The organism is Stutzerimonas kirkiae, from assembly GCF_004327335.1.
GTDB classification, from domain to species: domain Bacteria; phylum Pseudomonadota; class Gammaproteobacteria; order Pseudomonadales; family Pseudomonadaceae; genus Stutzerimonas; species Stutzerimonas kirkiae.
The window spans coordinates 1-23166 of the sequence record NZ_QJUO01000016.1; the positions used below are offsets into that span (position 1 = coordinate 1).

At 64.2% G+C, this 23166-nt stretch carries 20 protein-coding genes and 1 pseudogene; 14 read left to right on the top strand and 7 right to left on the bottom strand.

The genetic code is table 11. The features are described 5' to 3' along the window. Nucleotides 1-9: 9 nt before the first annotated feature. Nucleotides 10-720, top strand: a pseudogene (locus DNJ95_RS10325) (metal ABC transporter solute-binding protein, Zn/Mn family); the annotation flags it as partial. A gap of 114 nt (nucleotides 721-834) precedes the next feature. Here the strand turns inward: DNJ95_RS10325 and DNJ95_RS10330 are convergent. Further along, a complete protein-coding gene (locus DNJ95_RS10330; RefSeq protein ID WP_131184647.1) occupies nucleotides 835-1506 on the bottom strand; it encodes a DNA-3-methyladenine glycosylase I in 672 nt (223 codons plus the stop codon). Nucleotides 1507-1562: 56 nt separating this feature from the next. After that, the gene (ttcA, locus tag DNJ95_RS10335) at nucleotides 1563-2387 is read right to left on the bottom strand and encodes a tRNA 2-thiocytidine(32) synthetase TtcA (protein ID WP_131184648.1); all 825 of its coding nucleotides are present in this window, start codon (nucleotides 2385-2387) and stop codon (nucleotides 1563-1565) included. Nucleotides 2388-2765: 378 nt separating this feature from the next. On the opposite strand from ttcA, the gene DNJ95_RS10340 reads away from it, so the two are divergent. Beyond that, nucleotides 2766-3365 carry a Yip1 family protein gene (locus DNJ95_RS10340; protein ID WP_131184649.1) on the top strand — a complete coding sequence of 200 codons (600 nt, stop codon included), beginning with the start codon at nucleotides 2766-2768 and terminating at the stop codon, nucleotides 3363-3365. 615 nt (nucleotides 3366-3980) lie between these two features. Next, the gene (locus DNJ95_RS10345; protein WP_131184650.1) at nucleotides 3981-4475 is read left to right on the top strand and encodes a SprT family zinc-dependent metalloprotease; all 495 of its coding nucleotides are present in this window, start codon (nucleotides 3981-3983) and stop codon (nucleotides 4473-4475) included. A 4-nt stretch (nucleotides 4476-4479) separates the two neighbouring features. Here DNJ95_RS10345 and DNJ95_RS10350 read toward each other — a convergent pair whose 3' ends face one another. Beyond that, a complete protein-coding gene (locus tag DNJ95_RS10350) occupies nucleotides 4480-4887 on the bottom strand; it encodes a DUF6491 family protein (RefSeq protein WP_131184651.1) in 408 nt (135 codons plus the stop codon). A 214-nt stretch (nucleotides 4888-5101) separates the two neighbouring features. On the opposite strand from DNJ95_RS10350, the gene cysP reads away from it, so the two are divergent. The 6 genes from cysP (at nucleotide 5102) to DNJ95_RS10380 (ending at nucleotide 11882) form a co-directional block, all read left to right on the top strand. After that, the gene (cysP, locus tag DNJ95_RS10355) at nucleotides 5102-6115 is read left to right on the top strand and encodes a thiosulfate ABC transporter substrate-binding protein CysP (RefSeq protein ID WP_131184652.1); all 1014 of its coding nucleotides are present in this window, start codon (nucleotides 5102-5104) and stop codon (nucleotides 6113-6115) included. Nucleotides 6116-6177: 62 nt separating this feature from the next. Continuing rightward, nucleotides 6178-7026 (top strand): sulfate ABC transporter permease subunit CysT, encoded by an 849-nt coding sequence (gene cysT, locus DNJ95_RS10360; RefSeq protein ID WP_131184653.1) that lies wholly within the window; start codon nucleotides 6178-6180, stop codon nucleotides 7024-7026. Next, nucleotides 7023-7853 (top strand): sulfate ABC transporter permease subunit CysW, encoded by an 831-nt coding sequence (cysW, locus tag DNJ95_RS10365; RefSeq protein ID WP_131184654.1) that lies wholly within the window; start codon nucleotides 7023-7025, stop codon nucleotides 7851-7853. Before cysT ends, cysW begins: the two co-directional genes overlap by 4 nt. Nucleotides 7854-8139: 286 nt before the next feature. Continuing rightward, the gene (locus DNJ95_RS10370; protein WP_131184655.1) at nucleotides 8140-8889 is read left to right on the top strand and encodes a gluconate 2-dehydrogenase subunit 3 family protein; all 750 of its coding nucleotides are present in this window, start codon (nucleotides 8140-8142) and stop codon (nucleotides 8887-8889) included. A 6-nt stretch (nucleotides 8890-8895) separates the two neighbouring features. Beyond that, nucleotides 8896-10659: a GMC family oxidoreductase gene (locus DNJ95_RS10375; protein ID WP_131184656.1), complete on the top strand. Its 1764-nt coding sequence runs from the start codon at nucleotides 8896-8898 to the stop codon at nucleotides 10657-10659. Beyond that, on the top strand, nucleotides 10656-11882 hold the full coding sequence (locus DNJ95_RS10380) for a c-type cytochrome (protein WP_131184657.1): 1227 nt from the start codon (nucleotides 10656-10658) through the stop codon (nucleotides 11880-11882). The genes DNJ95_RS10375 and DNJ95_RS10380 overlap by 4 nt, the downstream gene beginning before the upstream one ends. Before the next feature lie 179 nt (nucleotides 11883-12061). Here DNJ95_RS10380 and DNJ95_RS10385 read toward each other — a convergent pair whose 3' ends face one another. Further along, nucleotides 12062-13066 (bottom strand): alpha/beta fold hydrolase, encoded by a 1005-nt coding sequence (locus DNJ95_RS10385; RefSeq protein ID WP_131184658.1) that lies wholly within the window; start codon nucleotides 13064-13066, stop codon nucleotides 12062-12064. 151 nt (nucleotides 13067-13217) lie between these two features. Here DNJ95_RS10385 and glnT point away from each other — a divergent pair, with 151 nt between their 5' ends. The 3 genes from glnT to DNJ95_RS10400 are packed head-to-tail and all read left to right on the top strand — an operon-like array spanning nucleotide 13218 to nucleotide 16333. Continuing rightward, nucleotides 13218-14576, top strand: coding sequence for a type III glutamate--ammonia ligase (gene glnT, locus DNJ95_RS10390; RefSeq protein WP_131184659.1), 1359 nt, complete (start codon nucleotides 13218-13220; stop codon nucleotides 14574-14576). A gap of 20 nt (nucleotides 14577-14596) precedes the next feature. Next, nucleotides 14597-15664: a putative urea ABC transporter substrate-binding protein gene (locus DNJ95_RS10395; RefSeq protein WP_165491567.1), complete on the top strand. Its 1068-nt coding sequence runs from the start codon at nucleotides 14597-14599 to the stop codon at nucleotides 15662-15664. A gap of 54 nt (nucleotides 15665-15718) precedes the next feature. After that, the gene (locus DNJ95_RS10400; protein ID WP_131184661.1) at nucleotides 15719-16333 is read left to right on the top strand and encodes a TetR family transcriptional regulator; all 615 of its coding nucleotides are present in this window, start codon (nucleotides 15719-15721) and stop codon (nucleotides 16331-16333) included. A gap of 60 nt (nucleotides 16334-16393) precedes the next feature. Here DNJ95_RS10400 and DNJ95_RS10405 read toward each other — a convergent pair whose 3' ends face one another. Genes DNJ95_RS10405 through DNJ95_RS10415 form a run of 3 tightly spaced genes read right to left on the bottom strand, consistent with a single transcriptional unit; the run spans nucleotide 16394 to nucleotide 20908 of the window. After that, the gene (locus tag DNJ95_RS10405; protein ID WP_242671898.1) at nucleotides 16394-17755 is read right to left on the bottom strand and encodes an efflux transporter outer membrane subunit; all 1362 of its coding nucleotides are present in this window, start codon (nucleotides 17753-17755) and stop codon (nucleotides 16394-16396) included. Nucleotides 17756-17760: 5 nt separating this feature from the next. Further along, the gene (locus tag DNJ95_RS10410) at nucleotides 17761-19722 is read right to left on the bottom strand and encodes a MacB family efflux pump subunit (RefSeq protein ID WP_131184663.1); all 1962 of its coding nucleotides are present in this window, start codon (nucleotides 19720-19722) and stop codon (nucleotides 17761-17763) included. A 1-nt stretch (nucleotide 19723) separates the two neighbouring features. Continuing rightward, nucleotides 19724-20908, bottom strand: a complete 1185-nt coding sequence (locus DNJ95_RS10415) for an efflux RND transporter periplasmic adaptor subunit (RefSeq protein WP_131184664.1) — start codon at nucleotides 20906-20908, stop codon at nucleotides 19724-19726. Between the two features lie 150 nt (nucleotides 20909-21058). Between DNJ95_RS10415 and DNJ95_RS10420 the strand changes: the two genes are divergently transcribed. Together DNJ95_RS10420 and DNJ95_RS10425 are read left to right on the top strand one after the other, a co-directional pair. Beyond that, nucleotides 21059-22093 (top strand): DUF2157 domain-containing protein, encoded by a 1035-nt coding sequence (locus DNJ95_RS10420; protein ID WP_131184665.1) that lies wholly within the window; start codon nucleotides 21059-21061, stop codon nucleotides 22091-22093. Between the two features lie 56 nt (nucleotides 22094-22149). Then, complete coding sequence (locus DNJ95_RS10425; protein WP_131184666.1) at nucleotides 22150-23007, top strand: alpha/beta hydrolase family protein; 858 nt, start codon at nucleotides 22150-22152, stop codon at nucleotides 23005-23007. Nucleotides 23008-23166 lie beyond the last annotated feature (159 nt).

Sequence of the window (23166 nt, forward strand, 5' to 3'; positions counted from 1 at the left end):
TAAGAGACAGTCCCCGGCCCCCGCCAGATCGCCTACTTCAACGGCCGCGGCGCCGCCAGCCTGGACAAGCTCGCCCAGGAAGCCGACGCGGTGATCGCCCTGCGTTCGCTCTGGGAAGAAGACCCGCTGTACCCGATGGCCCGCCGCAGCAATATACGCATCGTGGAAATCGACGCCGCCCGCCCGGTCGACGGCGCCCTGCCGGGCATCGCCACCCAGCAGGACAGTGCGGAGGATGCGTTGGGCAGCCAACCCTGGCTGTCGATCGGCAACATGGGGCGCATGGCCGATGTGATCGCCGCCGACCTGGTGCGCCTCGCGCCAGCCGCGGCACCGCGTATCGAGAGCAACCTGGCCGCTCTCAAACAGCGGCTGCTGAAACTCAACGCCGGCAGCGAGCAGGCCCTGGCCAAGGTCGACAATGTCACCGTGGGCAGCCTGTCCGAGCGCCTGAACTACCTGCTCAGCGGCCTCAATCTCGACCTGCTGCCGCTGGAAATACCCGAGACACGCCAATGGCCCGTCGAAGCCCTGGAGGCGCTGAGCGCGACACTCGAAGAGAACGACGTAGCCCTGGTGCTGCATCATAGCCAGCCACCGAAGGAAGTCGCCGAGGCCATCGCGGCTGGCGGCAGCCGCCTGCTGGTGCTCCAGGAGCAGCAGGACCCGGTCGCCGCCCTGGAGCAGGATGTCCAGCAGATCATCGAGGCGCTGCAATAGCAGGCAGCAGGGATACCGTAGTGTGCGCCGTGCGCACCGGGGGAGCGCGGCCACTGCCGGTGCGCGCGGCGTACACTACGGCGGCCCTACCGCCGGTTCCTGACGGCGCCCGTATCAATGATTGACGGTAAACGCCAGCATCGCCGATAGCTGGCAGAGCGGGCGGCCGCTCTGCTCGTGCAGGCGATTGAAGGCCGCCTGCATGGCGGCCTGGTCGCGCTGGCTGGTCGGGGCCTTGTCGATCACGCCCTGGGCCTTGAGTGCGGAGACCACATCGTCCGTGGGCACGAAGGTATCCTTGCCGGCCATGCGCAGGAGGCGCGGTGCCGACAACCCGCCCAACTGGTTGCCATGGCGCGCCAGGTAACGCCAGAGGCCGACGATATCCTCGCCCGGCCAGTCCGCCAGCAGATTGCCGAAACCGCCCTTGTCCCTGGCGACATCCAGCACCATCTGGGCATTGCGCGGCACACTGGCGAGCTTGCTCAGATGCCGGACAAGGCGTGTATCCTGCATCAGCCGCTCCAGATGCTCGGCCCCCATCAGCACCACCTTCTGCGGATCGAAACCGAAGAAGACCTCCTCGAAGGCAGGCCACTTGGCATCCACCACGCTGTGTTTCAGCCCAGCCCGGAACACCCTTAGCGAGATCAGTGACAGATAGCGATCATCCGGCAACGCTCGCAAGCGCTCGGCACTCAGCGGCACAGGCAGCCGCGACTCCAGCTCGGCACTGGAGCCGAAGCGGTTCAGGCAGTATTCGTGAAGCCATTGGTAATCGTGCATTGCTTCCTCCGGGCGGCGCCATCGAGCCTTCGCTTGGGGCTTGGGGCTGCTCTGTCCTACAAACTCATCACATCGACGAAGCGCGGAGTGGCATTGTCGTCGATGCGCAGGCTGCGGAAATCGAACAGGTTGCGGTCGGCCAGTTGCGACGGCACGACATTCTGCAAGGCCCGGAACATGATCTCGGTGCGCCCCGGCGACTTGCGTTCCCACTCCTGCAACATCTCCTTGACCACCTGGCGCTGCAGGTTCTCCTGCGAACCACAGAGGTTGCAGGGGATGATCGGGAACTCCCGAATACGCGCATAGGCCTCGATATCGGCCTCGCTGCAATAGGCCAGCGGGCGGATCACCACGTTGCGGCCATCGTCCGACAGCAGCTTGGGCGGCATCGCCTTGAGGGTGCCGCCGTAGAACATATTGAGGAAGAAAGTCTCCAGGATGTCGTCGCGGTGGTGCCCCAGGGCCATCTTGGTCGCGCCGATCTCGTCGGCGAAGGTATAGAGCGTGCCACGGCGCAGGCGCGAACACAGCGAACAGGTAGTCTTGCCTTCGGGAATCTTCTCCTTGACCACCGAGTAGGTGTCCTTCTCGATGATGTGGTACTCGATGCCCAGGCCCTTGAGGTATTCAGGCAAGACATGCTCGGGGAAGCCCGGCTGCTTCTGGTCCATGTTGACCGCCACCACGTCGAAGTGGATCGGCGCGACCTTCTGCAGGTACAGCAGCACATCGAGCATGCTGTAGCTGTCCTTGCCGCCGGACAGGCAGACCATGACCTTGTCGCCTTCCTCGATCATGTTGAAATCGGTGACAGCCTCTCCCGCGAGGCGGCGCAGGCGTTTTTGCAGTTTGTTCTGGTTGACCGAGAGGCTGCCCATGTCGAGGAATCCGGATAATTGCCAAAGCCGCGCATTTTACGCGCAAAGCACCTTTGCGGGCAGCAGGAAACAGGGCGCTCACGCTATGCCGTCATTCACGGGCAAGGTACTGGCTCAAGCAGTTGGAGGCTGGACGACAAACACCGGCGGCCACGCTCTTGCGCCCAGCCTCCCGCTTTCCAGCGCTTTTTCCGGCTCTTCGCAGCTCGCCTGGATCGCCCCGGCCTGCCTCCGGCGCAATATCGGGCAATAGCTTCGCCGCCAGCCAACCTCATGCCTGGCGAACTCCCCACCCCATACGCACTCTGAACCAAGGTCGTACAGAAGTTGAACCGAAGTATCGAGCCACAGTGCTTCAATCGCAGAGGAGAGACTGACATGATCAATCACGTATGGGGTCTATTCGCCCACCCGGGCCAGGAGTGGCGTGAAATCAGCAATGAAAGGCCGACGGTCAGCCGCCTGTATTTCGGCCATATCCTGCTGCTCGCGGCCATCCCCGCCATCTCGGCCTACATAGGCACCACCCAGCTCGGCTGGAGCATCGCCGGCGGCGACACGGTTCGGCTGACCCAGGCCAGCGCCCTGCCACTGGCCATACTGTCCTACCTGACCATGCTGGCCGGGGTGGCCGTAATGGGCAGTTTCATCCACTGGATGGCCCGCACCTACAACGCCAATCCGTCATTGAGCCAGTGCATCGTCTTCGCCGGCTATACCGCTACCCCACTGTTCATCGGCGGCCTGGCCGCCCTCTATCCTCAGTTGTGGCTGGCCATGCTGGCCGGTACCGCGGCGGTCAGCTACACGGCCTACCTGTTGTACGTGGGGCTCCCGACCTTCATGGCCATCCCCAAGGCCGAAGGCTTCATGTTCTCCAGCTCGGTGCTGGCGGCGGGGCTGGTGGTACTGGTCACCATCATCGCTGCATCGGTAATCATCTGGAGCCTGGGCATAGGCCCGGTATACACCAGCTGAGCCTCCGCCAAAGCCCGGGGAGCCTGGTTTCCAGGGCAATCGCATGCACGGCTCACCTCCGTTCCCGGGCAGGCATATGCCCTGCCTGAGGGGGGAGACAGGGCGAGCGGATTGGCAATCAAGTGTGCATTTCATCGTGGGCGGCTGGCGGTGTCCTGGCGCCCGTGGTGTCGCGAACCCGACCAGCCCCGCCACGAAACACGCATGAACCCGTCGCCCATATGAATAAGGGAGCGCTCTTCTCGGAGGCCCTGCCGACGAAGGTTTCGTGGCGAGGCGGTCCGGGCTCGCGGCAAATACCGCGGCGACGATGGAAGAAGCCGTCAGCGCACTGCTGGATCATTGGTAGGTCTTTCGGTTTCGCCGGATCTTTCCCGCAGGCGCTACAGGAGGTGGCTGTGCGGATGCCAGGGACGATGAGCCCGAGATCACGCGCTACGATCCAGAAGCCAGCCAGACACACTATTGCCAAGCCGCTCGCAACGAGTCAGCACACGATTAGCCAGCTTCCACGGCCCTGGACCGGGACTTCATGCGATCGCCATGGCCTGGCTTCGGCTTTTCCTCCATCACCAGGCCATGGCTGGCATAATCGCCCTCCAGTCGGAGGGAAGCATGCCTGAACAGATCCAAGCCCGTGTCGAGAACTGCTACACACTGGCGGAAGACTTCTTCGGAAGAGGCTTCAAACGCCCGCAAGTCAGCCTCAAGCTGCGCGGGCAGAAAGCGGGCGTCGCTCACCTGCATGACAACCTGCTGCGCTTCAACCGGCAGTTGTACCTGGAAAACAGCGAACATTTTCTCCGGCAGACCGTGCCCCACGAGGTCGCCCACCTGATCGCCCACCAGTTGTTCGGCCCGGGCATCAAGCCCCACGGCGAGGAATGGCAGCGAATCATGCTTGGCGTCTATGGGTTGCAGCCAGACCGATGCCACTCCTATGCCGTCAAGCGCACACCCGCCATCCGCTATATCTACAACTGCAACTGCCCTTCGCAGGACTTCGCCTTCACCGCACAACGCCACGCCCTGGTGGCGAAGGGGCGACGCTACCTGTGCCGTGCCTGCAAGGCGCAACTGCTTTTCAGCGGCCAGCAGCGCCTGGAGTGAAGCGTCACTCCTCGTTCTTCTCGATATGCTCCAGGCGATAGATGTTGCCGATCAGGCAATGCTCGGGAAAACCGCTGCCATCGGTGGAAATGATTCTATCCAGCCGGCTCAGGGAGCCTACAGTAGTGCTGTAGCCGATGCGGTTGCTGAACGCCAGGTTGCGGCAAGGCGAGGAAAACTCGATCAGGTAGGCCCGGCGCGGCCCGCCATCCAGTATCAGGTGCAACTTGTCCAGGTATTGCCAGCCATCGATGTCGTAGCGCTGTATCGAGCGCACCTCTTCGGCCTGGCGATAATCCAGCATCGCCAGTCGCTCCGCCAATGGCAGCGACTCATCCCTGATCGCCGATGTGCCACAAGCGCCCAGCAGCGCGGACAATCCCAGAACCAGTACCGATCCGAAGCTACGCATGTTTCACCTCCAGGGCGAACGGATCGCCGTTATCAGGAAGGCACCCATCATGGACGAGCGCACAAAAAAAAGAATAAAAATATAAAAAAACGATTCTTTTAAAGAATAAGAAGCTTAAGCAGACTGGGCACGTCGATACACCTTCAAGGGTTTATATTCGCTCCGCATATCGGATAGGGTCTGATCCGCTCAATCATCAAGGAAAGCCAATACCATGCTCAAGAAACTCCTGCTGGCATCCGCCGTTGCCACTACCTTGTTCAGCAGCGCTGCCACACTTGCAGCGGAAAAGCCGATCCTGAATGCTTCCTATGACATCGCCCGCGAGCTTTTCGCCGAGATCAATCCGAAATTCGTCGCCCACTGGAAGGAGCAGACCGGCAAGGAATTGAAGATCGACCAGTCGTTCGCCGGCACCTCGCGCCAGGCCCAGGACATCATCCAGGGCAAGAAGGTCGATACCGTGACCTTCAACCAGGTCACCGACGTGGACATCCTCGCCAAACGCGGCCTGGTACGCGCCGACTGGGCCAAGCAGTTCGACAACAACAGCTCGCCCTACTACAGCACCACCGCCTTCCTGGTACGCAAGGGCAACCCGAAGAACATCAAGAACTGGGACGACCTGGCCCGCCCGGACGTGAAACTGGTCTTCCCCAACCCGAAGACTTCCGGCAACGCCCGCTACAGCTACCTGGGCGCCTGGCTCTACGCCAACGAAGCCTTCAAGGGCGACGAAGGCAAGATCAAGGAGTTCGTCGGCAAGGTATTGCACAACGTCGAGAACTTCCCCACCGGCGGCCGTGGCGCCACCGTGGCCTTCGCCCAGAACGGCCAGGGCGACGTGCTGCTGACCTTCGAATCGGAAGTGGTCAACATCGCCAACGGCGAGGAGTTCAAGTCCGGCGAGTTCGAGATCGTGGTGCCGCCGGTCAGCGTACTGGCCGAGTTCCCGGTCGCGGTGGTGGACAAGGTGGTCGATGAGAAAGGCACCCGCGAGGTGGCTACCGAATACCTGAAGTTCCAGTACAGCAAGGACATCCAGCAACTGCTGACCCACTACAACTACCGTGTGCATCACCCGGAAGTGGTCGCGGCGACCAAGGCGCAGTTCCCGACGATCCGCCTGGTCAACCCGACCGAGGTGCTGGGAAGCTGGGACGATATCACTGCCAAGCACTTCGACGGCAATGGTATCCTTGACCAGTTGCTGGCCAGCGGACGCTGATCCGGCAGAAAACCCCAAGACCGCCGCCTCGCGCGGCGGTCTGCGTTTTCAAGGACTGGCGTGTGAGCAGAACCCCCACTTTCTTCCTGCAGTATCCGTTGCTGCCGGGTTTCGGCCTGAGCTTCGGCTTCAGCGTCTTCTACCTGTCACTGGTGATCCTGCTCCCGCTGTCGGCGCTGCTGCTCTACGTCAGCGACATGAGCTGGGCGCAGTACTGGCAGGCCATCAGCGATCCACGGGTGGTGCAAAGCTACAAGGTGACGCTCAGCGGCGCCTTCTACTCCACCATCGCCGCCGTGCTGATCGGCCTGCTGATCGCCTGGATCATCAGCCGCTACGACTTCCCCGGCCGCCGCCTGGTGGATGCGCTGGTGGACCTGCCGTTCGCCCTGCCGACCTCGGTCGCCGGCCTGACCCTGGCGACCCTGCTGGTGCCCGGCGGTTGGCTCGGCCAGTGGTTCGACGCACTGGGCATCAAGATCGCCTATGCCTACCCCGGCATCCTGGTGGCGATGGTCTTCACCAGCCTGCCGTTCGTGGTGCGCACCGTACAGCCGGTGCTGGAAAGCCTGGGCAGCGAATACGAAGAGGCGGCCAGCATCCTCGGTGCCAACAAGCTGCAGAGCTTCTTCCACGTGGTGCTGCCGAGCCTGGCGCCGGCGCTGATCACCGGCGCCTCGCAGTCCTTCATCCGCAGCCTGGGCGAGTTCGGCGCGGTGATCATGATCGCCGGCAATATCCCGTTCAAGACCGAAGTCTCGTCCCTGATGATTTTCGTCCGCCTGCAGGAATTCAACTATCCAGCGGCGGCGGCCATCGCCTCGGTGATCCTGCTGGCGTCGCTGTCCATGCTCTTCGGCCTGCAGGTATTGCAGGGGCGTATCTTCAAATGGCAGCGGCAAGGCAGATGAAAAGACCCGATTCCTGGCACCAGTGGCTACTGATCGTCCTCGGCCTGGCGCTGGTGGGGCTGTTGCTGGTGGTCCCGCTGGCGCTGATCTTCAGCAAGGCGCTGAGCGGTGGCTGGGCGCTGCTGGCGGACAATCTTTCACAGGACTATATGCTGCACGCCATCGGCCTGACCCTGCTGGTGGCCGCCCTGACCGTACCGCTCAACCTGGTGTTCGGCATCCTGCTGGCCTGGTGCGTGACCCACTACGACTTTCGCGGGCGCAAGCTGCTGACCACCCTGGTGGACATTCCCTACGCCGTGTCCCCGGTGGTCGCCGGCCTCTGCTACCTGGTCGTGTACGGGCTGGAAAGCGCCATCGGCCGCTGGTTCTACGATCACGGCATGCAACTGATGTTCGCCTGGCCGGGCATCGTCATGGTCACCGTGTTCGTCACCGCGCCCTATGTGGCGCGCATCCTGATCCCGGTCATGCAGTCCCAGGGCAATGCCGAGGAAGTCTCGGCGCTGTGCCTGGGCGCCAACGGCTGGCAGATCTTCCGCCACGTCACCCTGCCCAACATCAAGTGGGCGCTGCTGTATGGCGTGGTGGTCAGCAACGCGCGGGCGGTCGGCGAGTTCGGCGCGGTCTCGGTGGTGTCCGGCACCATCCTCAACCAGACGCTGACCCTGCCGCTGCTGGTGGACCAGTTGAATAACGACTACAAGCCCGCCGCCGCCTTCACCGCCGCCGCGCTGCTGGCCTGCATGGCGCTGTTCACTCTGCTGCTCAAGACCTGGATGGAGTGGCGCCAGCGTAGCGCCATGCGCCGCGCCGAAGCGGCCTGATCCCTGGGCCTGGAAAGCCGTAGCCCTTCCATTCGCGAGGGCGTTGCCGCTCGTCGTTGGGCTTTTTCCACATACCCTGAATAAAAAAAGCACTTTTCCCGCCCGACACCCACTAAGCAGATAAGCGCCAGACCCTGACGGATCGGCTGCGCAGCCTGGGTGGCATCTCCAGGTTCGACGCAGCCGACGGACAAGGCGCGCATGGCTCGCCGACATTGCGTTGGCGACGCCTCCTTACCGTGAACGAAAGCGAGAGTGTCGTATCCGCCCTCGCCGGGAGTCCTCCATGAGCGAGAAGCGTAACGCCGGCCTGACCCGGCGCCAGTTGCTACTGTCCTCCGCCGGAGGCGCCGCCCTCGGCGCCGTAGCCTCTGCCCAGGCCGCCACCATTGCCGGCATTCCGGCCTGGAACCCCTTCGACCATAACGCCCCGCTGTATATCGACAAGCCCGGCTGGCAGTTCTTCAGCGCCGCGCAGGCGCGCGAAGTGGAGGCCATCGTCGAACGCCTGATCCCCGCCGACGAACTCAGCGCCAGCGGCAAGGACGCTGGCTGCGCGGTGTTCATCGACCGTCAGTTGGCCGGCGCGTACGGCGGCTTCGAGCGCCAGTACATGGAAGGCCCGTTCCAGCCGGGCACAGCGGCCCAGGGCGATCAGTCGCCACTGGTGCCACGCGAACGCTACCGCCTCGGCCTGGCCGCGCTGGAGCATTACTGCCAGGCACGGTTCGGCGCCTCCTTCAGCGCACTGGACGACGAGCGGCGCGATGCCATCCTCGCTGGCCTGGAGCGCAGCGAAATCGAACTGCTGGGCATCGATGCCAGCCTGTTCTTCGCGCAGATACTGGGCAACACCCTCGAAGGTTTCTTCGCCGACCCGATCTACGGCGGCAACCGCGACATGCTGTCCTGGCGCATGCTCGGCTTCCCCGGCGCCCGCTACGACTACCGCGAGCATATCGCCCGGCATAACCAGAAGCTCGACCTGGAACCGTTGTCGATCATCGGCAGCTCGGCCTGGAACCGCAAGGGATAACCCGACATGGCTAGAAAACTCCCCAGCACCGATGTGGTGGTGGTCGGCCTCGGCTGGGCCGGCTCCATCATCGCCAACCAACTGGCCGAAGAAGGCCTGCAAGTCATCGGTTTCGAGCGTGGTCCCTGGCGCGACACCGCCAGGGACTTCAATGTCGCCTCCGCCGCCGACGAATTGCGCTACAACCGCCGCCAGGAACTGATGCTGCGCCCGCGCCAGAACACCTGCACCCTGCGCAACGACCCCAGCCAGACGGCCCTGCCGATGCGCGACTGGGGCTCCTTTCATCCCGGCAACGGCACTGGCGGCGCCGGCAACCACTGGGCCGGCATCAGCTTCCGCTTCCAGCCCGAGGAATTCCGCCTGGCCAGCCACCTGCGCGAGCGCTACGGCAAGGAAGTGCCCGCCGAACTGACCCTGCAGGACTGGGGTACCGACTGGGACGAGATGGAACCCTTCTATACCGCCTTCGACAAGCTGGCGGGTCTTTCCGGCAAGGCCGGCAACCTCGGCGGACGCCTCGTCGAAGGCGGCAACCCGTTCGAAGGGCCTCGCGGCGAGGAATACCCCAACCCGCCGACCGCGCAGCCCTATGCCCCGACATTGTTCGCCGAGGCGGCGCGCAATCTCGGCTACAAACCCTTCCCGGTGCCCTCGGCGCTGCTGTCCCAGGCCTACACCAACTCCCTTGGCGTGCGCATGGGCCCCTGCACCTTCTGCGGCTTCTGCACCAACTACGGCTGCGCCAACTACTCCAAGGCCAGCCCGATCATCTCGGTGCTGCCAGTGCTGGCGCGCAAGGCCAACTTCAGCGCCCGCACCAACTGCGAGGTGCTGCGCGTGACCCTCGACAAGAACGGCGGCAAGGCCACCGGCATCATCTATGTCGATTCGTCCGGGCAGGAGTGGGAACAACCGGCGGAGCTGGTGATCGTCGCCGCCTTCACCCTGGAGAACGTGCGCCTGATGCTGCTGTCCGGCGTCGGCCAGGCCTACGATCCGCTCGCCAACAGCGGCACCACCGGGCGCAACTATACCTACCAGACCGCCAACAGCGTGCGCCTGTTCTTCGATGACAAGAACTTCAACCCCTTCATCGGCGGTGGCGCCATCGGCATGGGCATCGACGAGTTCAACAACGATAACTTCGACCACGCCGGCCTTGGCTTCGTCGGCGGCGGCAGTACCCGCGTCACCCCCATAGGCGCCGCGCCGATCGACTCGCGCCCGGTGCCCAGGGGCACTCCGGCCTGGGGCTCGGAGTGGAAACGCGCGACGGTGCGCCACTACCTGAGCAGCATGTCCATCGGCTGCGAAGCCAGCAGCTACAGTACGCGTAACAACTACCTGTCGCTCGATCCCAACTACAAGGACGCGCATGGCCGGCCCTTGTTGCGCATCACCTTCGACTTCCCGCAGAACGACCTGCGCATGGCCGAATATTGCACCGCCAGGGTGGCGGAGATCGCCCGCAGCATGAACCCGGCGATCATCGAAGCGAACCCGCGCAAGGGCCCCTGGAGCAATGCCAGCTACCAGTCCTCCCACGTGGTCGGCGGTTTCGTCATGGGCGCCGACCCGGCCACCAGTTCGGTGAACAAATACCTGCAGGTGTGGGGGGTGCCCAACCTGTTCGTGGTCGGCGCCTCGGCTTTTCCGCAGAACCCCGGCTACAACCCCACCGGCACCGTCGGGGCGCTGGCGTTCAAGGCGGCGGACGCGATCCGCACACGCTACCTGAAGCGCCCCGGGGAGATGATCAGCCTATGAAGACCGCAGCCCTGCTTGGCGTCGCGCTGTTCTCCCTGGGCATCGCGTCGCTGCATGCCGCCGACGGCGCGGATGCCTACGAACTGGTCGAGAAAGGCCGCTACCTGGCCGTGCTCGGCGATTGCACCGCCTGCCACACGGTGCCGGGCAAACCCTTCCTGGCTGGCGGCGGCGCCGTCGAAACCCCCTTCGGCATCCTGCTCGGCGCCAATATCACCCCGGACCGCAACACCGGTATCGGCAAATGGCGCTTCGAGGACTTCCAGGCCACCATGTCCCGCGGCCATGCCCGTGGCGGCAAGCGCCTGTACGGCGCCATGCCGTTCACCGCCTACACCAAGGTCAGCGAGGCGGACAATCGCGCACTCTGGGCCTACCTGCGTACCCTCGACCCGGTGGAAAACCCGGTGCAGACCAACCAGTTGCCCTTCCCCTTCAATATCCGTCTCAGCCTGCTCGCCTGGAATTGGCTCAACTTCGAACAGGGCGAGTACCAACCCGACCCGCAACGCAGCGAGCAGTGGAACCGCGGCGCCTACCTGGTGCAGGGTCTCGGTCATTGCGGCACCTGCCACACGCCGAAGAACCTGCTCGGCGGCGATCAGGCCGGCCAGTACCTGCGCGGCGCCAACCTGCAGGGCTGGGTCGCCCCGGACATCACCGCCAACGCCCACCAGGGCATCGGCAAGTGGAGCGACGAAGAACTGATCCAGTACCTGAAAACCGGCGCCAACCGCTACGACATCGCCTCCGGGCCGATGGCCGAAGCCGTCGAGCATTCGCTGCAACACTGGCGCGACGCCGACCTGCGCGCAGTGGCGGTCTACTTGCGCAGCCTCGGTGGCGAACGCAGCGACAAACCCACCGCCCTGCCCGCGGACGCGCCGGCCATGCGCACCGGTGCGGCGATCTACAGCGACCGCTGCGCCGCCTGCCATATCGGTTCCGGCGAAGGCATCGAGCAACTGTTCCCGAAACTCGCCGGTGCGCCGCTGGTCAACGCCAGCGACCCCACCTCGCTGATCCGCGTGGTACTGGCCGGCAGCCGCGCCGGCGCCACCGATGCAGCCCCCACCGCCCCGGCCATGCCTTCGTTCGCCTGGAACCTCGACGACCGGCAGGTCGCCGACGTGGTCAGCTATATCCGCAACAGTTGGGGCAACGCCGCCGCGGCCGTGTCCCCCGGCGAGGTGGCGAAGCTGCGGCAGAGCCTTGCCGAATGAAGGGCGCAGGGCTCCAGCCCGGCGCAAGGGTGGGATGTATGGCGAGCGGATTGGCAATAGTGTGTCTGGCTATAGAGCATGCGGCGTGACCTTGGGCTCAGCGTCCCTGTGTGAATGCCTGATGGCGGGACGGGGCACGCGTGAATACATCCCTGAGGCAGCGCGAAAGCGACACCCCGTTAGCGTTCAGGTTGCGCCAACAATTGCGCCATGGCCTCGAATACCTGCCGCATGGCTTGCGGTTCGCGGCCAGGGCCGCCGGCGCAATGCCCCCAGTCGGATTGCAGTACGCGCAACTCGGCACCGGCAATCAGGCTCGCCTCATGGCGGGCATCGGCAACGGTGAAATACAGGTCGCTGCTGCACGGCATGATCAGCGCCCTGGCGCGGATGCCCCGCAGGTCCCGCTCGCTCGGTGCGCTGCCCTGCCAGGTGTCCAGTACGCACAGCAGGTCATTGGCATCCTGCTGCAGGTGATCCTGCTCCCAGAACAGCAGCAGTTCCTCGATGCTGGCGAAGCCCAGCTCGCGATACAGCGCCTCCCGGTAGAAGGCCTGCGAGTAGGCCCATCCGGCATAGACCCGGGCAAAGGCGCGCAAACCGCGCTGTGGCGGCTGCCGATAGTGGCCGTACTGCCAGGCGGCATCGACGCAGAGTGCGGCCCGTACCCCTTCGAGGAACACCCGGTTATGCGGCCAGCAACGCGCGGTGGCGCAGAACGGCAATATCCTCGCGACCTTTTGCGGGTAGCGCATGGCCCAGGCGAACGCCTGCATGCCGCCCATGGACCAGCCGCAGACCAGGGCCAGCCGCCATTCACCGAACAGCCGGTCGAGCAGCCGGTGCTGCGCCTCGACATTGTCGGCCAGGCCGATACGCGGAAAACCGGCGCCCTGCTGCGGAGCTGGCGTATTACTCGGCGAACTCGACCAGCCCGCGCCAAGCAGGTTGGTCAGCACCACACAATAGTCGCCGCCCAGCAAAGGGCTGCCTGCGCCAATCAGGGGCAGGCTGCCCCAATGTGTTCCACCGTAATAGCCGGGAATCAGCACGATATTGTCGCGGGCGCTGTTCGGCTGGCCGACCACCTGGTAGCAGAGCTGGCACGAGGAAAGCGTCTGGCCACTTTCGAGCGGCAGCTCGCCCAGTTGCATGAATTGTTTTTCCTTACCGATTTCAATCATTTGCTGCATCTCTCCGGGTGTATGAGGTATCGCCGGGCCTTGTCGCGAGCCTCCGCGCCATCAATATATATACACAATGGCATGTATGTTGAATGAAGGATTCGTGCCATAGCGCGCTGCGCTGATCCCTTATCTGCCGGAGAGTCACACCATGAGCCACTACCCCGAAGTGGAAACCCTGAAAAACAGCCTGCAGGACAAAGGCGTGAAATACGCCATGGCCAGCTATGTGGATATCCACGGTGTGATCAAGGGCAAGTTCGTGCCCCTTGCGCACCTCGGGCAGATGCTCGCCGGCTCCGAGCTATATACCGGCGCCGCGCTGGATGGCGTGCCGCAGGACATCAGCGACAATGAAGTGGCGGCGATGCCCGATCCGGCCAGCGCCATCCAGTGCGCCTGGAACAAGGATCTCGCCTGGTTCGCCAGCGACCTCTACCTCGACGGCAAACCGTTCGACGCCTGTTCGCGCGGCGCGCTGAAGCGCCAGACCGATGCCGCCGCGGCCATGGGCTACACCTTCAACCTGGGCATCGAAACCGAATTCTTCATCTACAAGGACAGCGCCGATGGCGGCTTCGAGCCGATCAGCGTGCGCGACGACCTGGCCAAGCCCTGCTACGACCCGCGCGGGCTGATGGATAACATGCACATCATCGGCGAACTGGTGGAAGCGCTGAACGCGATCGGCATGGATGTCTACTCCTTCGATCACGAAGATGCCAACGGCCAGTTCGAGACCGACTTCAAATATGCCGACGCCCTGACCATGGCGGACCGTTTCGTATTCTTCCGCATGCTCGCCAACGAGATCGCCCGCAAGCACGGCGCCTTCGCCAGCTTCATGCCCAAGCCCTCGGCCAGGCGCACCGGCAGCGGCGCGCACTACAACATGTCGCTGGCCGACCGCGAGACCGGCCGCAACCTGTTCGAAGCCGACGGCGACGACCTGTACCAGTGTGGCGTGAGCAAGCTCGGCTACCATTTCATCGCCGGCGTGCTCAAGCATGCCCAGGCCATCTGCGCGGTGATCGCGCCGACCGTCAACAGCTACAAGCGCCTGGTGCGCAAGGGCAGCATGTCCGGCTCGACCTGGGCGCCGGTGTTCGTCTGCTACGGCAACAACAACCGCACCAACATGCTGCGCATCCCGTCCCAGGGCGGCCGCGTCGAATGCCGCGCCGCGGATATCTCCTGCAACCCCTACCTGGGCGCCGCGATGATCCTCGCCGCCGGTCTGGAAGGCGTGCGCGAACAACTGGAACCGGGGCTGCCGCACCGGGAAAACATGTACAACTACAACGAGAAGCAGGTCGCCGAGATGAACATCGAGTGCCTGCCACGCAACCTGAGCGAGGCCATGGATGCCTTCGAGCAGGACCCGCTGAGCCATGAAGTCTTCGGCGACAGCCTTTTCCAGGCCTTCGTCGACTTCAAGCGTGACGAATGGACCGCCTACCACACCCACGTTTCAGACTGGGAAATCCAGCGCTACCTGAAATTCTTCTGAATGCCATGAGGAGCGATGCCATGTACTCACTGAAAACCCTGTTCTGCGCCGCCAGCCTGGCCCTGGCCAGCCTGCTTCCCGCCGCGGCGCAAGCCGAACAGAAACAGCAATTCAACCTGGCATGGACCATTTACGCCGGCTGGATGCCGTGGAAATACGCGGACGACTCGGGAATCATGAAAAAGTGGGCCGACAAGTACGGCATCGAGGTGAAAATCACCCAGATCAACGACTATGTCGAATCCATCAACCAGTTCACCACCGGGCAGTTCGATGCCGTGGTGCTGACCAGCATGGATGCGCTGTCGATTCCCGCCGCCAGTGGCGTGGACAGCACCGCGCTGATCGTCGGCGACTACTCCAACGGCAACGACGGCATGGTGATGAAGGACAGTGCCGACCTGAAGACGCTCAAGGGACAGCGGGTCAACCTGGTCGAGCTTTCCGTTTCCCACTACCTGCTGGCGCATGCCCTGGCCAGCGTGGGCCTGAGCGAACGTGACGTGCAGGTGGTGAACACCTCCGATGCCGATATCGTCGCCGCCTTCGCCACCGCGGATGTGCGCAATGTGGTGACCTGGAACCCGCTGCTCGACGAGGTCGCGAAAACGCCAGGGGCACACCGCGTGTTCGACTCCAGCAGCATCCCCGGGCATATCAAGGACCTGACCCTGGCCAACAGCAAGACCCTGGCCGACAATCCGGCCTTCGGCAAGGCGGTGGTCGGCGCCTGGTACGAAGTCATGGGCATCCTCGCCAGCGACAGCCGCGAGGGCGCGCAGGCCCGCGCCGCGCTCGGCCAGGCCTCGGGTACCGACCAGGCAGGCTACGAGGCACAACTCGGGGGCATGAAGATGTTCTGGAAACCCGCCGACTCGCTGGCGTTCATCGAAAGCACCGAGGCGCTGGCGGCGATGGACAGCGTGCGCCAGTTCTCCTTCGTACACGGCCTGCTCGGCGAGGGAGCGGCGAATGCCGACTTCATCGGCATCGCCATGCCCAACGGCAAACTGCTGGGCGACGGGAAAAACATCAAGCTGCGCTTCGATACCACCTATATGCAAATGGCTGCAGATGGCAAACTCTGACGCATGAACCATGGCGGCCCCCTGCCGGGGCCGCCCAGCACTTATGAAAATGCCATGCGCCGTACCAAAGAAGACGCCGAGAAAACCCGCCTGAAGGTCATCGAAGCCGCACTCGAACAATTCAGCAAGACCGGTTACTCACGCACCACCCTGGCGATGATCGCCGATGCCGCGGGCTTCAGCCGCGGCCCCATCTACTGGCACTTCAAGAACAAGGACGAACTCTACGAGGCCGTCCTGCACTACTCCCAGGAGCCGCTGGAACAACTGGTGGCGCGCAGCCTGGAACTCACCGACGCCCCCCTGGAAGCGATCCGCTACCTGATCGTCCACTGGTTCAGGCTGCTGATCGAAAACCGCTGGCACCGGCAATCCTTCGAGATCCTGCTGAACAAGACGGAACTGACCTCGCAGGTGGCCGGCACCATGCGCCGCGAGCGCAAGCTGACCCGGCTGATCGTGCAATGCCTGGCCAGCCTTGTCGAGGCGGCACGCCAGCGTGGGCAGTTGGCCGAGGGGCAGCCCGCGGAAGATATCGCGGTGCTGCTCTACAGTGCGCTGATGGGCATCACCCAGACCTGGCTGGCGGACCCGAAACTGTTCAGCCTGAAGAAACAGGCCGACTTCTTCAGCGCCAGCCTGCTGCGACTCCTGCCGCACACCGGCTGAAGCCAGCGCCGCACAGCGCTGCCACCAGTACCGGCAGTGCTGCCGACTGGCGGGACCAGACTATTGCGCCTGCCCGCCCAGCGCCTGGCACAGCGCGATATGGTTGAGCAACTGATCGCGCCGGTTCTCCAGCAGGGTGATCTGCGCATTGCGCCGGGTTTCCTGGGCATTGAGCCAGGATTGCAGGTCGATCGCGCCGGCCTCGTAACGGACCCGGTAGATGCGCTCGGCCTCGCTGGCCGCTTGCAGCGCCCGCTCGCGCATGGCCTGCTGCTCGGCGTAATGACGACGACCGGCCAGGTTGTTCTCCACCTCGGCCAGTGCTTCGTAGAGGGTCTGGCGGAAGTCGACGACGGCGGTCTGGTAATCGACCCGGGCGATATCCACATTCAGTTGCATCTGGTTCCACTGCAGGAACGGCAGGGTCAGGCCGCTGCCCAGGGCCGCCACCGGGTTCTGCAGGACATTGCCCAGCGCACTGCTGGCGAAGCCCAGGGAACCGGTCAGGCTGAGGCCCGGGTAGTAGCTGGCGCGGGTCGAGTCCACCGTGGCCAGGCTGGCGCGCAGGCGCAGCTCGGCGGCGCGCAGGTCGGGGCGACGCCCCAGCAGCGAGGCCGGCAGGCCGGCGGCGACCCCCGGCAGCACGGCCTGCTGCAGCCCTTCGATGGCATCCAGCTCGGCCGGGATCGCACCGTCGAACAACACCGCCAGGGCATTGCGCTGCTCCACCCGCTGCTGCAGCAGCGACTGGTGGCTGGCGCGCAGGGTTTCCAGGCTCTGGCGTGCCTCGGCCAGCTCCAACGTGGAGGCCTTGCCGCTGTCGTACTGCACCTGCACCAGCGCCAGGGTGCGCTCGCCGTCCTCGACACTCTGCTGGCTGAAGGCGATGCGCTCGTTGAGGTAGGCGATCTGCCAGTACAGGCTACCCAGGGTGCCGACCAGGCTCAGGCGCGCCGCCTCATAGTCGCCTTCGCTGGCAAGGGCCTCCAGTTGCGCGGCATCCTCGGCACTGGCCAGGCGCTGCCAGAGGTCCACCTCCCAGCTCACACTGGTATTCAGGCTATAGCTGTGGGTAGTGCTGGAATCCCCGCGCAGGTTGCGGCTCCTGCTGGCATCGAAGCCACTGCCAAGCTGCGGGAACAACGCGTCACGCGCCAGGCCCGCCTGCAACTGGGCGCGCCTGACCTTGAGCAGGGAGCTGCCCAGCGTGTTGTTGCGCAGCAGCGCCTGCTCCACCAGGCTGTCCAGGCGCTGCTCCTGAAAAGCCTGCCACCAGGCCTGGTCGCCCTCCAGCCGTGACAATCCACTGCCTTCGTTCCAGGTGGACGGGATCGTCAACTCGGGCCGCTGATAGTCACTGCGCAGGATCGAACAGCCACTCACGGCCAGGGCCAACAGGGCAATAACGGGTAACTTGCTCATCGACATCACTCTCGCGACAGGGCATCGACCGGGTCCAGGCGTGCGGCGTTGCGCGCCGGCAGGTAGCCGAAAACCACCCCGATCAGGCTGGAACAGAGGAACGCCGCCACGATGGAGGCGCTGGAAAATACCAGGGGAAACTCACTGGAAAGACGACTGAAAATAGCGCCGAAGGCCAATGCCGAAGCGACCCCGAGCGCCCCGCCGATCAGGCACACCAGTACCGCCTCGATCAGGAACTGCCGCAGGATGTCGCTCTGCCGCGCGCCGACCGCCATGCGCACGCCGATCTCGCGGGTACGCTCGGTCACCGACACCAGCATGATATTCATCACACCGATGCCCCCTACCAGTAGCGAAATCAGCGCGATGGTGGAGATCAGCACCGTCATGGTCTGGCTGGTCTTCTCGATGGTCTGGCGGATGGTATCGGTGTTGATGACGAAGAAATCCTGGGTGCCATGCCGGCGCGTCAGCAGGCGGATGATGCCCTGCTCGGCGGCATCGCTGGACACCTCGTCCTTGATGCGCACGGTGATGCTTTCCAGGTAGGACTGCCCGAGCATGCGATTCATGATCGAGGTATAGGGCATGTAGACGCGCAACGACTCGCTGTTACCGAACATGCTCTGCGCCGGCTCCAGCACACCGACGATACGGCTCGGTACATTGCCCAGCAGTATCACCTCGCCCAGGGCGTTGCCCTTGCCGGAGAACAGCTTCTTCCAGGTGTTGTCATCGATCACCACGCTCTGCGCCGAGGCCCGCACATCGGCCGCGTCGAAGCCCTGCCCCTGGGCGAACTTGAAACCCTTGGCACGGAAGAACTGCTCGCCCACGCCATTGATCGACACACTCAGGGCCTCCGAGCGATAGCGCAGGGTATTGGAACTGGATACCGAGGGCGTCACGCTGTCGACGAAGGGCTGCCTGGCCAGCGCATCGGCATCCGCAGGCACCAGGGTCTGGATACGCGCCGAACGCCGGTCGCCGAAGCCATTCCCGGGAAAGACATCCACGGTATTGGTACCGATGGAGGAAATGTTCTCCATGATCTGCTGCTGCGAGCCCTGCCCCAGCGCCACCACTGACACCACCGAAGCGATGCCGATGATGATCCCGAGCATGGTCAGGAAGGTGCGCAGCTTGTGCGCCAGCATGGCGCGCAAGGCCATGCGGAAGGCTTCGCCGAACTGTCCCAGCACGGCCCTCCAGGGATGTTCGCGCAACGTCACCGGCGCCAGTTCGCTCACATTCGCCAGGGGCTTGGCGGCACCTTCGCCAAGGCGGCGGTCGGCGACGATGCGCCCATCGCTGATCTCGATCAGGCGATCGGCGCTCCGTGCCACGCTCATATCGTGGGTGACGATGATCACCGTATGCCCCTGGGCATGCAGCTCACGCAACAGCTGGAGCATCTCCTGCCCGCTATTGCTGTCCAGGGCGCCGGTCGGTTCGTCGGCAAGGATGACCTGGCCGCCGTTCATCAGCGCACGGGCGACACTGACCCGCTGCTGCTGGCCGCCGGAAAGCTGGCCGGGGCGGTGCTCCAGGCGATTGCCCAGCCCCAGGCGCTGCAACAGCGCCACGCTGCGCTCGCGGCGCTCGCTCGGTTCGGTGCCGGCATAGATGGCGGGGATTTCCACGTTGTCGCGGGCATCCAGGTCGGACAACAGGTGATAGCGCTGGAAGATGAAACCGAAATACTCGCGGCGCAGGTGCGCCAGTTCGTCGGCATCCAGGCTGGAGGTTTCGCGCCCGGCGATGCGATAGACCCCGGAGGTCGGTCGGTCCAGGCAGCCGAGGATATTCATCAGCGTCGACTTGCCGGAACCCGAGGCACCGACGATGGCGACCATCTCGCCCTGCTCGATGCTCAGGTCGATATTCTCCAGCACCCGCACGGTCTGATCGCCAGCGGCGAACTCGCGATTCAGCCCCTGGATTTCAAGCAATACCCGGCTCATCCTAGAACCTCATCCCGGGGCCACGGCGCATTTGCGTGGAGGAGCCCTGGGCGGCATCCCCCAGCACGATCTTCTCGCCCAGTTGCAGGCCATCCAGCACCTGGACATACAGGCTGTCCTCGATGCCGGTGCGGATCTTGCGCGGCTCGCTCCGCCCGTCGCCGCGCAAGACCTGCACCGTATAGCTGCCATCACGGTTGGCGCTGCCCAGCGCCGCCACCGGGATACTCGGCGCGCCCTTGGCCTGGTCCAGCACGATATTCACTTCGGCGGTCATGGAAATGCGCAGGCGGCCATCCTCGTTGGGCACATCGAACACGCCGTTGTAATAGATAGCCGTGTCGGTGGAGGTGGTCGAACTGCTGTCGCTCTCGCTGTTGATCGAGTCGGGCGCCGGCTCGATCGCGCGCAGCGTCGCCTCATGGTATTTGCCCGGTTCGCCCAGGGTGGTGAAATAGACCGGCAGGCCGGCCTGCACATGCACCACATCGGCCTCGGAGATTTCCGCCTTGACCGTCATCTTGTCCAGTTGCGCCAGCTTGACCAGGGTCGGTGCCGATTGCGCCGAGTTCACCGTCTGGCCTTCCTTGACCACCACACCGACCACAGTGCCGTCGATGGGTGCGGTGATCTTGGTATAACCAAGGTTCAGCTCGGCACTGGAAACCTGCAACTGCGCCTGCTCGATCTGCGCATCCAGGGCCTCGATCTCGGCCTTGACCATCGCCAGGCTGGCCTCGGCGGTCTCGTAGTCTTCCCTGGAACTGGCATTCTGCGCCGACATGCTGCGCTGGCGCTCGAACGCCAGTTGCGCCTGTTTGCGCGAAGCCTGTTTGGCGGCACGCTGGGCCTTGACGTTGGCCAGCGCGGCACGGGCGTTCTTCAGGTCGTTCTGCTGGGTCAGCGAGTCGATCTCGGCGATCAGGTCGCCCTTCTTCACTTCATCGCCGAAATCCACCTTCAGCGACTCGATCCGCCCCGACACCTGGGCACCGACGCTCACCTGGTTGAAAGCCTGCAGGGTACCGGTGGCGACCACCGTGCGCTGGATATCCTGGGCGACCACCTCGGCGGTCAACAGGCCCTGCGTGGAGGGTACGGAAAACAGACGGCTCCAGGCCAGCCAGGCGCCAAGCACCAGGACAGCCAGAACCGGAAGCAGATAACGCGGTCGCAATAGACTCATTGGGATAGACTCGCCGACAACACTTGCAGGAATGTGCGGACACCGCCGCACGCTAGCGGTCGCCACTATAAGCGATGGCAAATACATGGGTGGGTAAGAGTGGTGTCAGGGTTTGGTAAAGATCGCATCCACCCTTTTACAGGAGGCACGATGTCACTCGGGATCGACGCGAAAGACCTGCGCCAGGCGGTCCAGGCCGGCATTCTGCAACCCGGCCAGGACCAGGCGCTGCTGGAGTTCCTCAGCGGCAGGCCGCAACGGCGCGGCAGTTTCCAACTGGCCCATGTGGCCTATTACCTCGGTGCCCTGCTGATCATGGGCGCACTGGGCTGGCTGCTCAACGAAGCCTGGACGAGCCTGGGCGACAGCGCCCTGCTGGCCCTTGGCGGCAGCTACCTGCTACTGACGGCGGCGGCAGGCATCGCACTATGGCGCCGGCAGCGCTTCATTCCCGGCGGCCTGCTGGCTTCGGTGGCCGTCAGCCTGGTGCCACTGGTCAGCTTCGCGGCGCTGCGCCTGCTCGATCTGTGGCCACAGGGCCAGTACGACTTCGATGACTACTATCGCTATATCGACAGCCAATGGCTGATTCTCGAAGTCGCCACCATACTGGCCGGTCTCCTGATGCTGCGGCTGGTGCCCTTTCCCTTCATCGTGATGCCGATTGCCCTGGCGCTCTGGTTCATGTCGATGGACCTGGGCCGGCTGCTCTTCCCCGACAGCTTCGGCTGGAACGACCGTTGCCTGGTTTCCCTGCTGTTCGGCCTGGCAGTGCTGCTGCCCAGCCTGTGGCTGGATGGCCGCCGCCAGGGCGATTTCGCCTTCTGGGGCTACCTGGCCGGGCTGCTGGCGTTCTGGGGCGGCCTGACGATGATGGAAAGCAACAGCGAAATCGGCAAACTGTTCTACTGCCTGGTCAACCTGCTGCTGCTGGTCTTTGCCGTGCTGCTGCGCCGCCCACTGTTCATGGTCTTCGGCGGCCTTGGCCTGGCCGGCTACCTGTCCTACCTGGCACGCGAGGTATTCGCCGATTCGCTGCTGTTCCCGCTCTTCGTCAGCCTGATCGGTATCGTCCTGATCGCCCTCGGCATGCTCTACCAGAAGCACCGCGAGAGCCTGACCGCCAGCCTGCGCCGGCGACTGCCGCAGCGCTGGCTGGAGCTCCTGCCGGCCCTGCGCCGTTGACTGCGGCGCCACAGCATGGCGATGGCGCCCTCCACGAAACCGAGTCGATGAAACCCATGCCTTCGACACTCACCGCCGCAGACGGCTATACCCTCGGAGTCACCCGCTACCCCGCCAGCGGAACACTGCGCGGGCGCCTGATCGTCGCCGGCGCGACCGCCGTCCCCCAGGGCTTCTACCGGCGCTTCGCGCTGTACACGAGTGCACAGGGGTTCGAGACGCTGACGCTGGATTATCGCGGCATCGGCCTGTCACGCCCGGCATCGCTGAAAGGCTTCCGCATGAACCTGCTGGACTGGGGACGGCTCGACCTGGCCGCGGCGGTGGAGGCCATGGGCGGCGATGACCTGCCACTGTATATCGTCGGCCACTCGTACGGTGGCCATGGCTTCGGCCTGCTGCCCAATCACCAGGCGGTTTCCGGCTTCTACGGCTTCGGTGTCGGCGCAGGCTGGCACGGGCACATGCCACTGGCCGAACGCTTGAAAGTGCTGGCGATGTGGCGCCTGGTGCTGCCGCCGCTGACCTACTGGAAAGGCTACTGCCCGTGGAAAATACTCGGCCTGGGCGAAGACCTGCCCCTCGATGTCTACCGCCAGTGGCGCCACTGGTGCGGCTTCCCGCGCTATTTCTTCGACGACCCGGCCATGCACGGCATCGAAGAACAATTCGCCGCCGTACGCACACCGATCCTCGCCGCCAACGCCCTGGACGACCTGTGGGCCATGCCCCGCTCGCGGGATGCCTTCCTCGAAGGCTACAGCAGCGCCCCCATCACTCGCCTGGACCTCGACCCCGCACAATGGGGCGGCCAGATAGGCCATATGGGCTATTTCCGGGCAGCGGCCGAACCGCTCTGGCAGGAAGTGCTGAAGTGGTTCGCGAGCCTGCCGCCACGGCCAGCGCTGCCGTAGGCCATGCGCACCGCTTTCGTCCTCCAGATGCGTACGGCGCCCCCATACGCCGTACCGACCAAAGTCGCAAAACATTGACTGGCCTGTTCGCCATCCGCCGTCTATCGTAGACACGCCATGCACTGGATTGATGGCAAAGCATGCGGAGCATGGCACCCG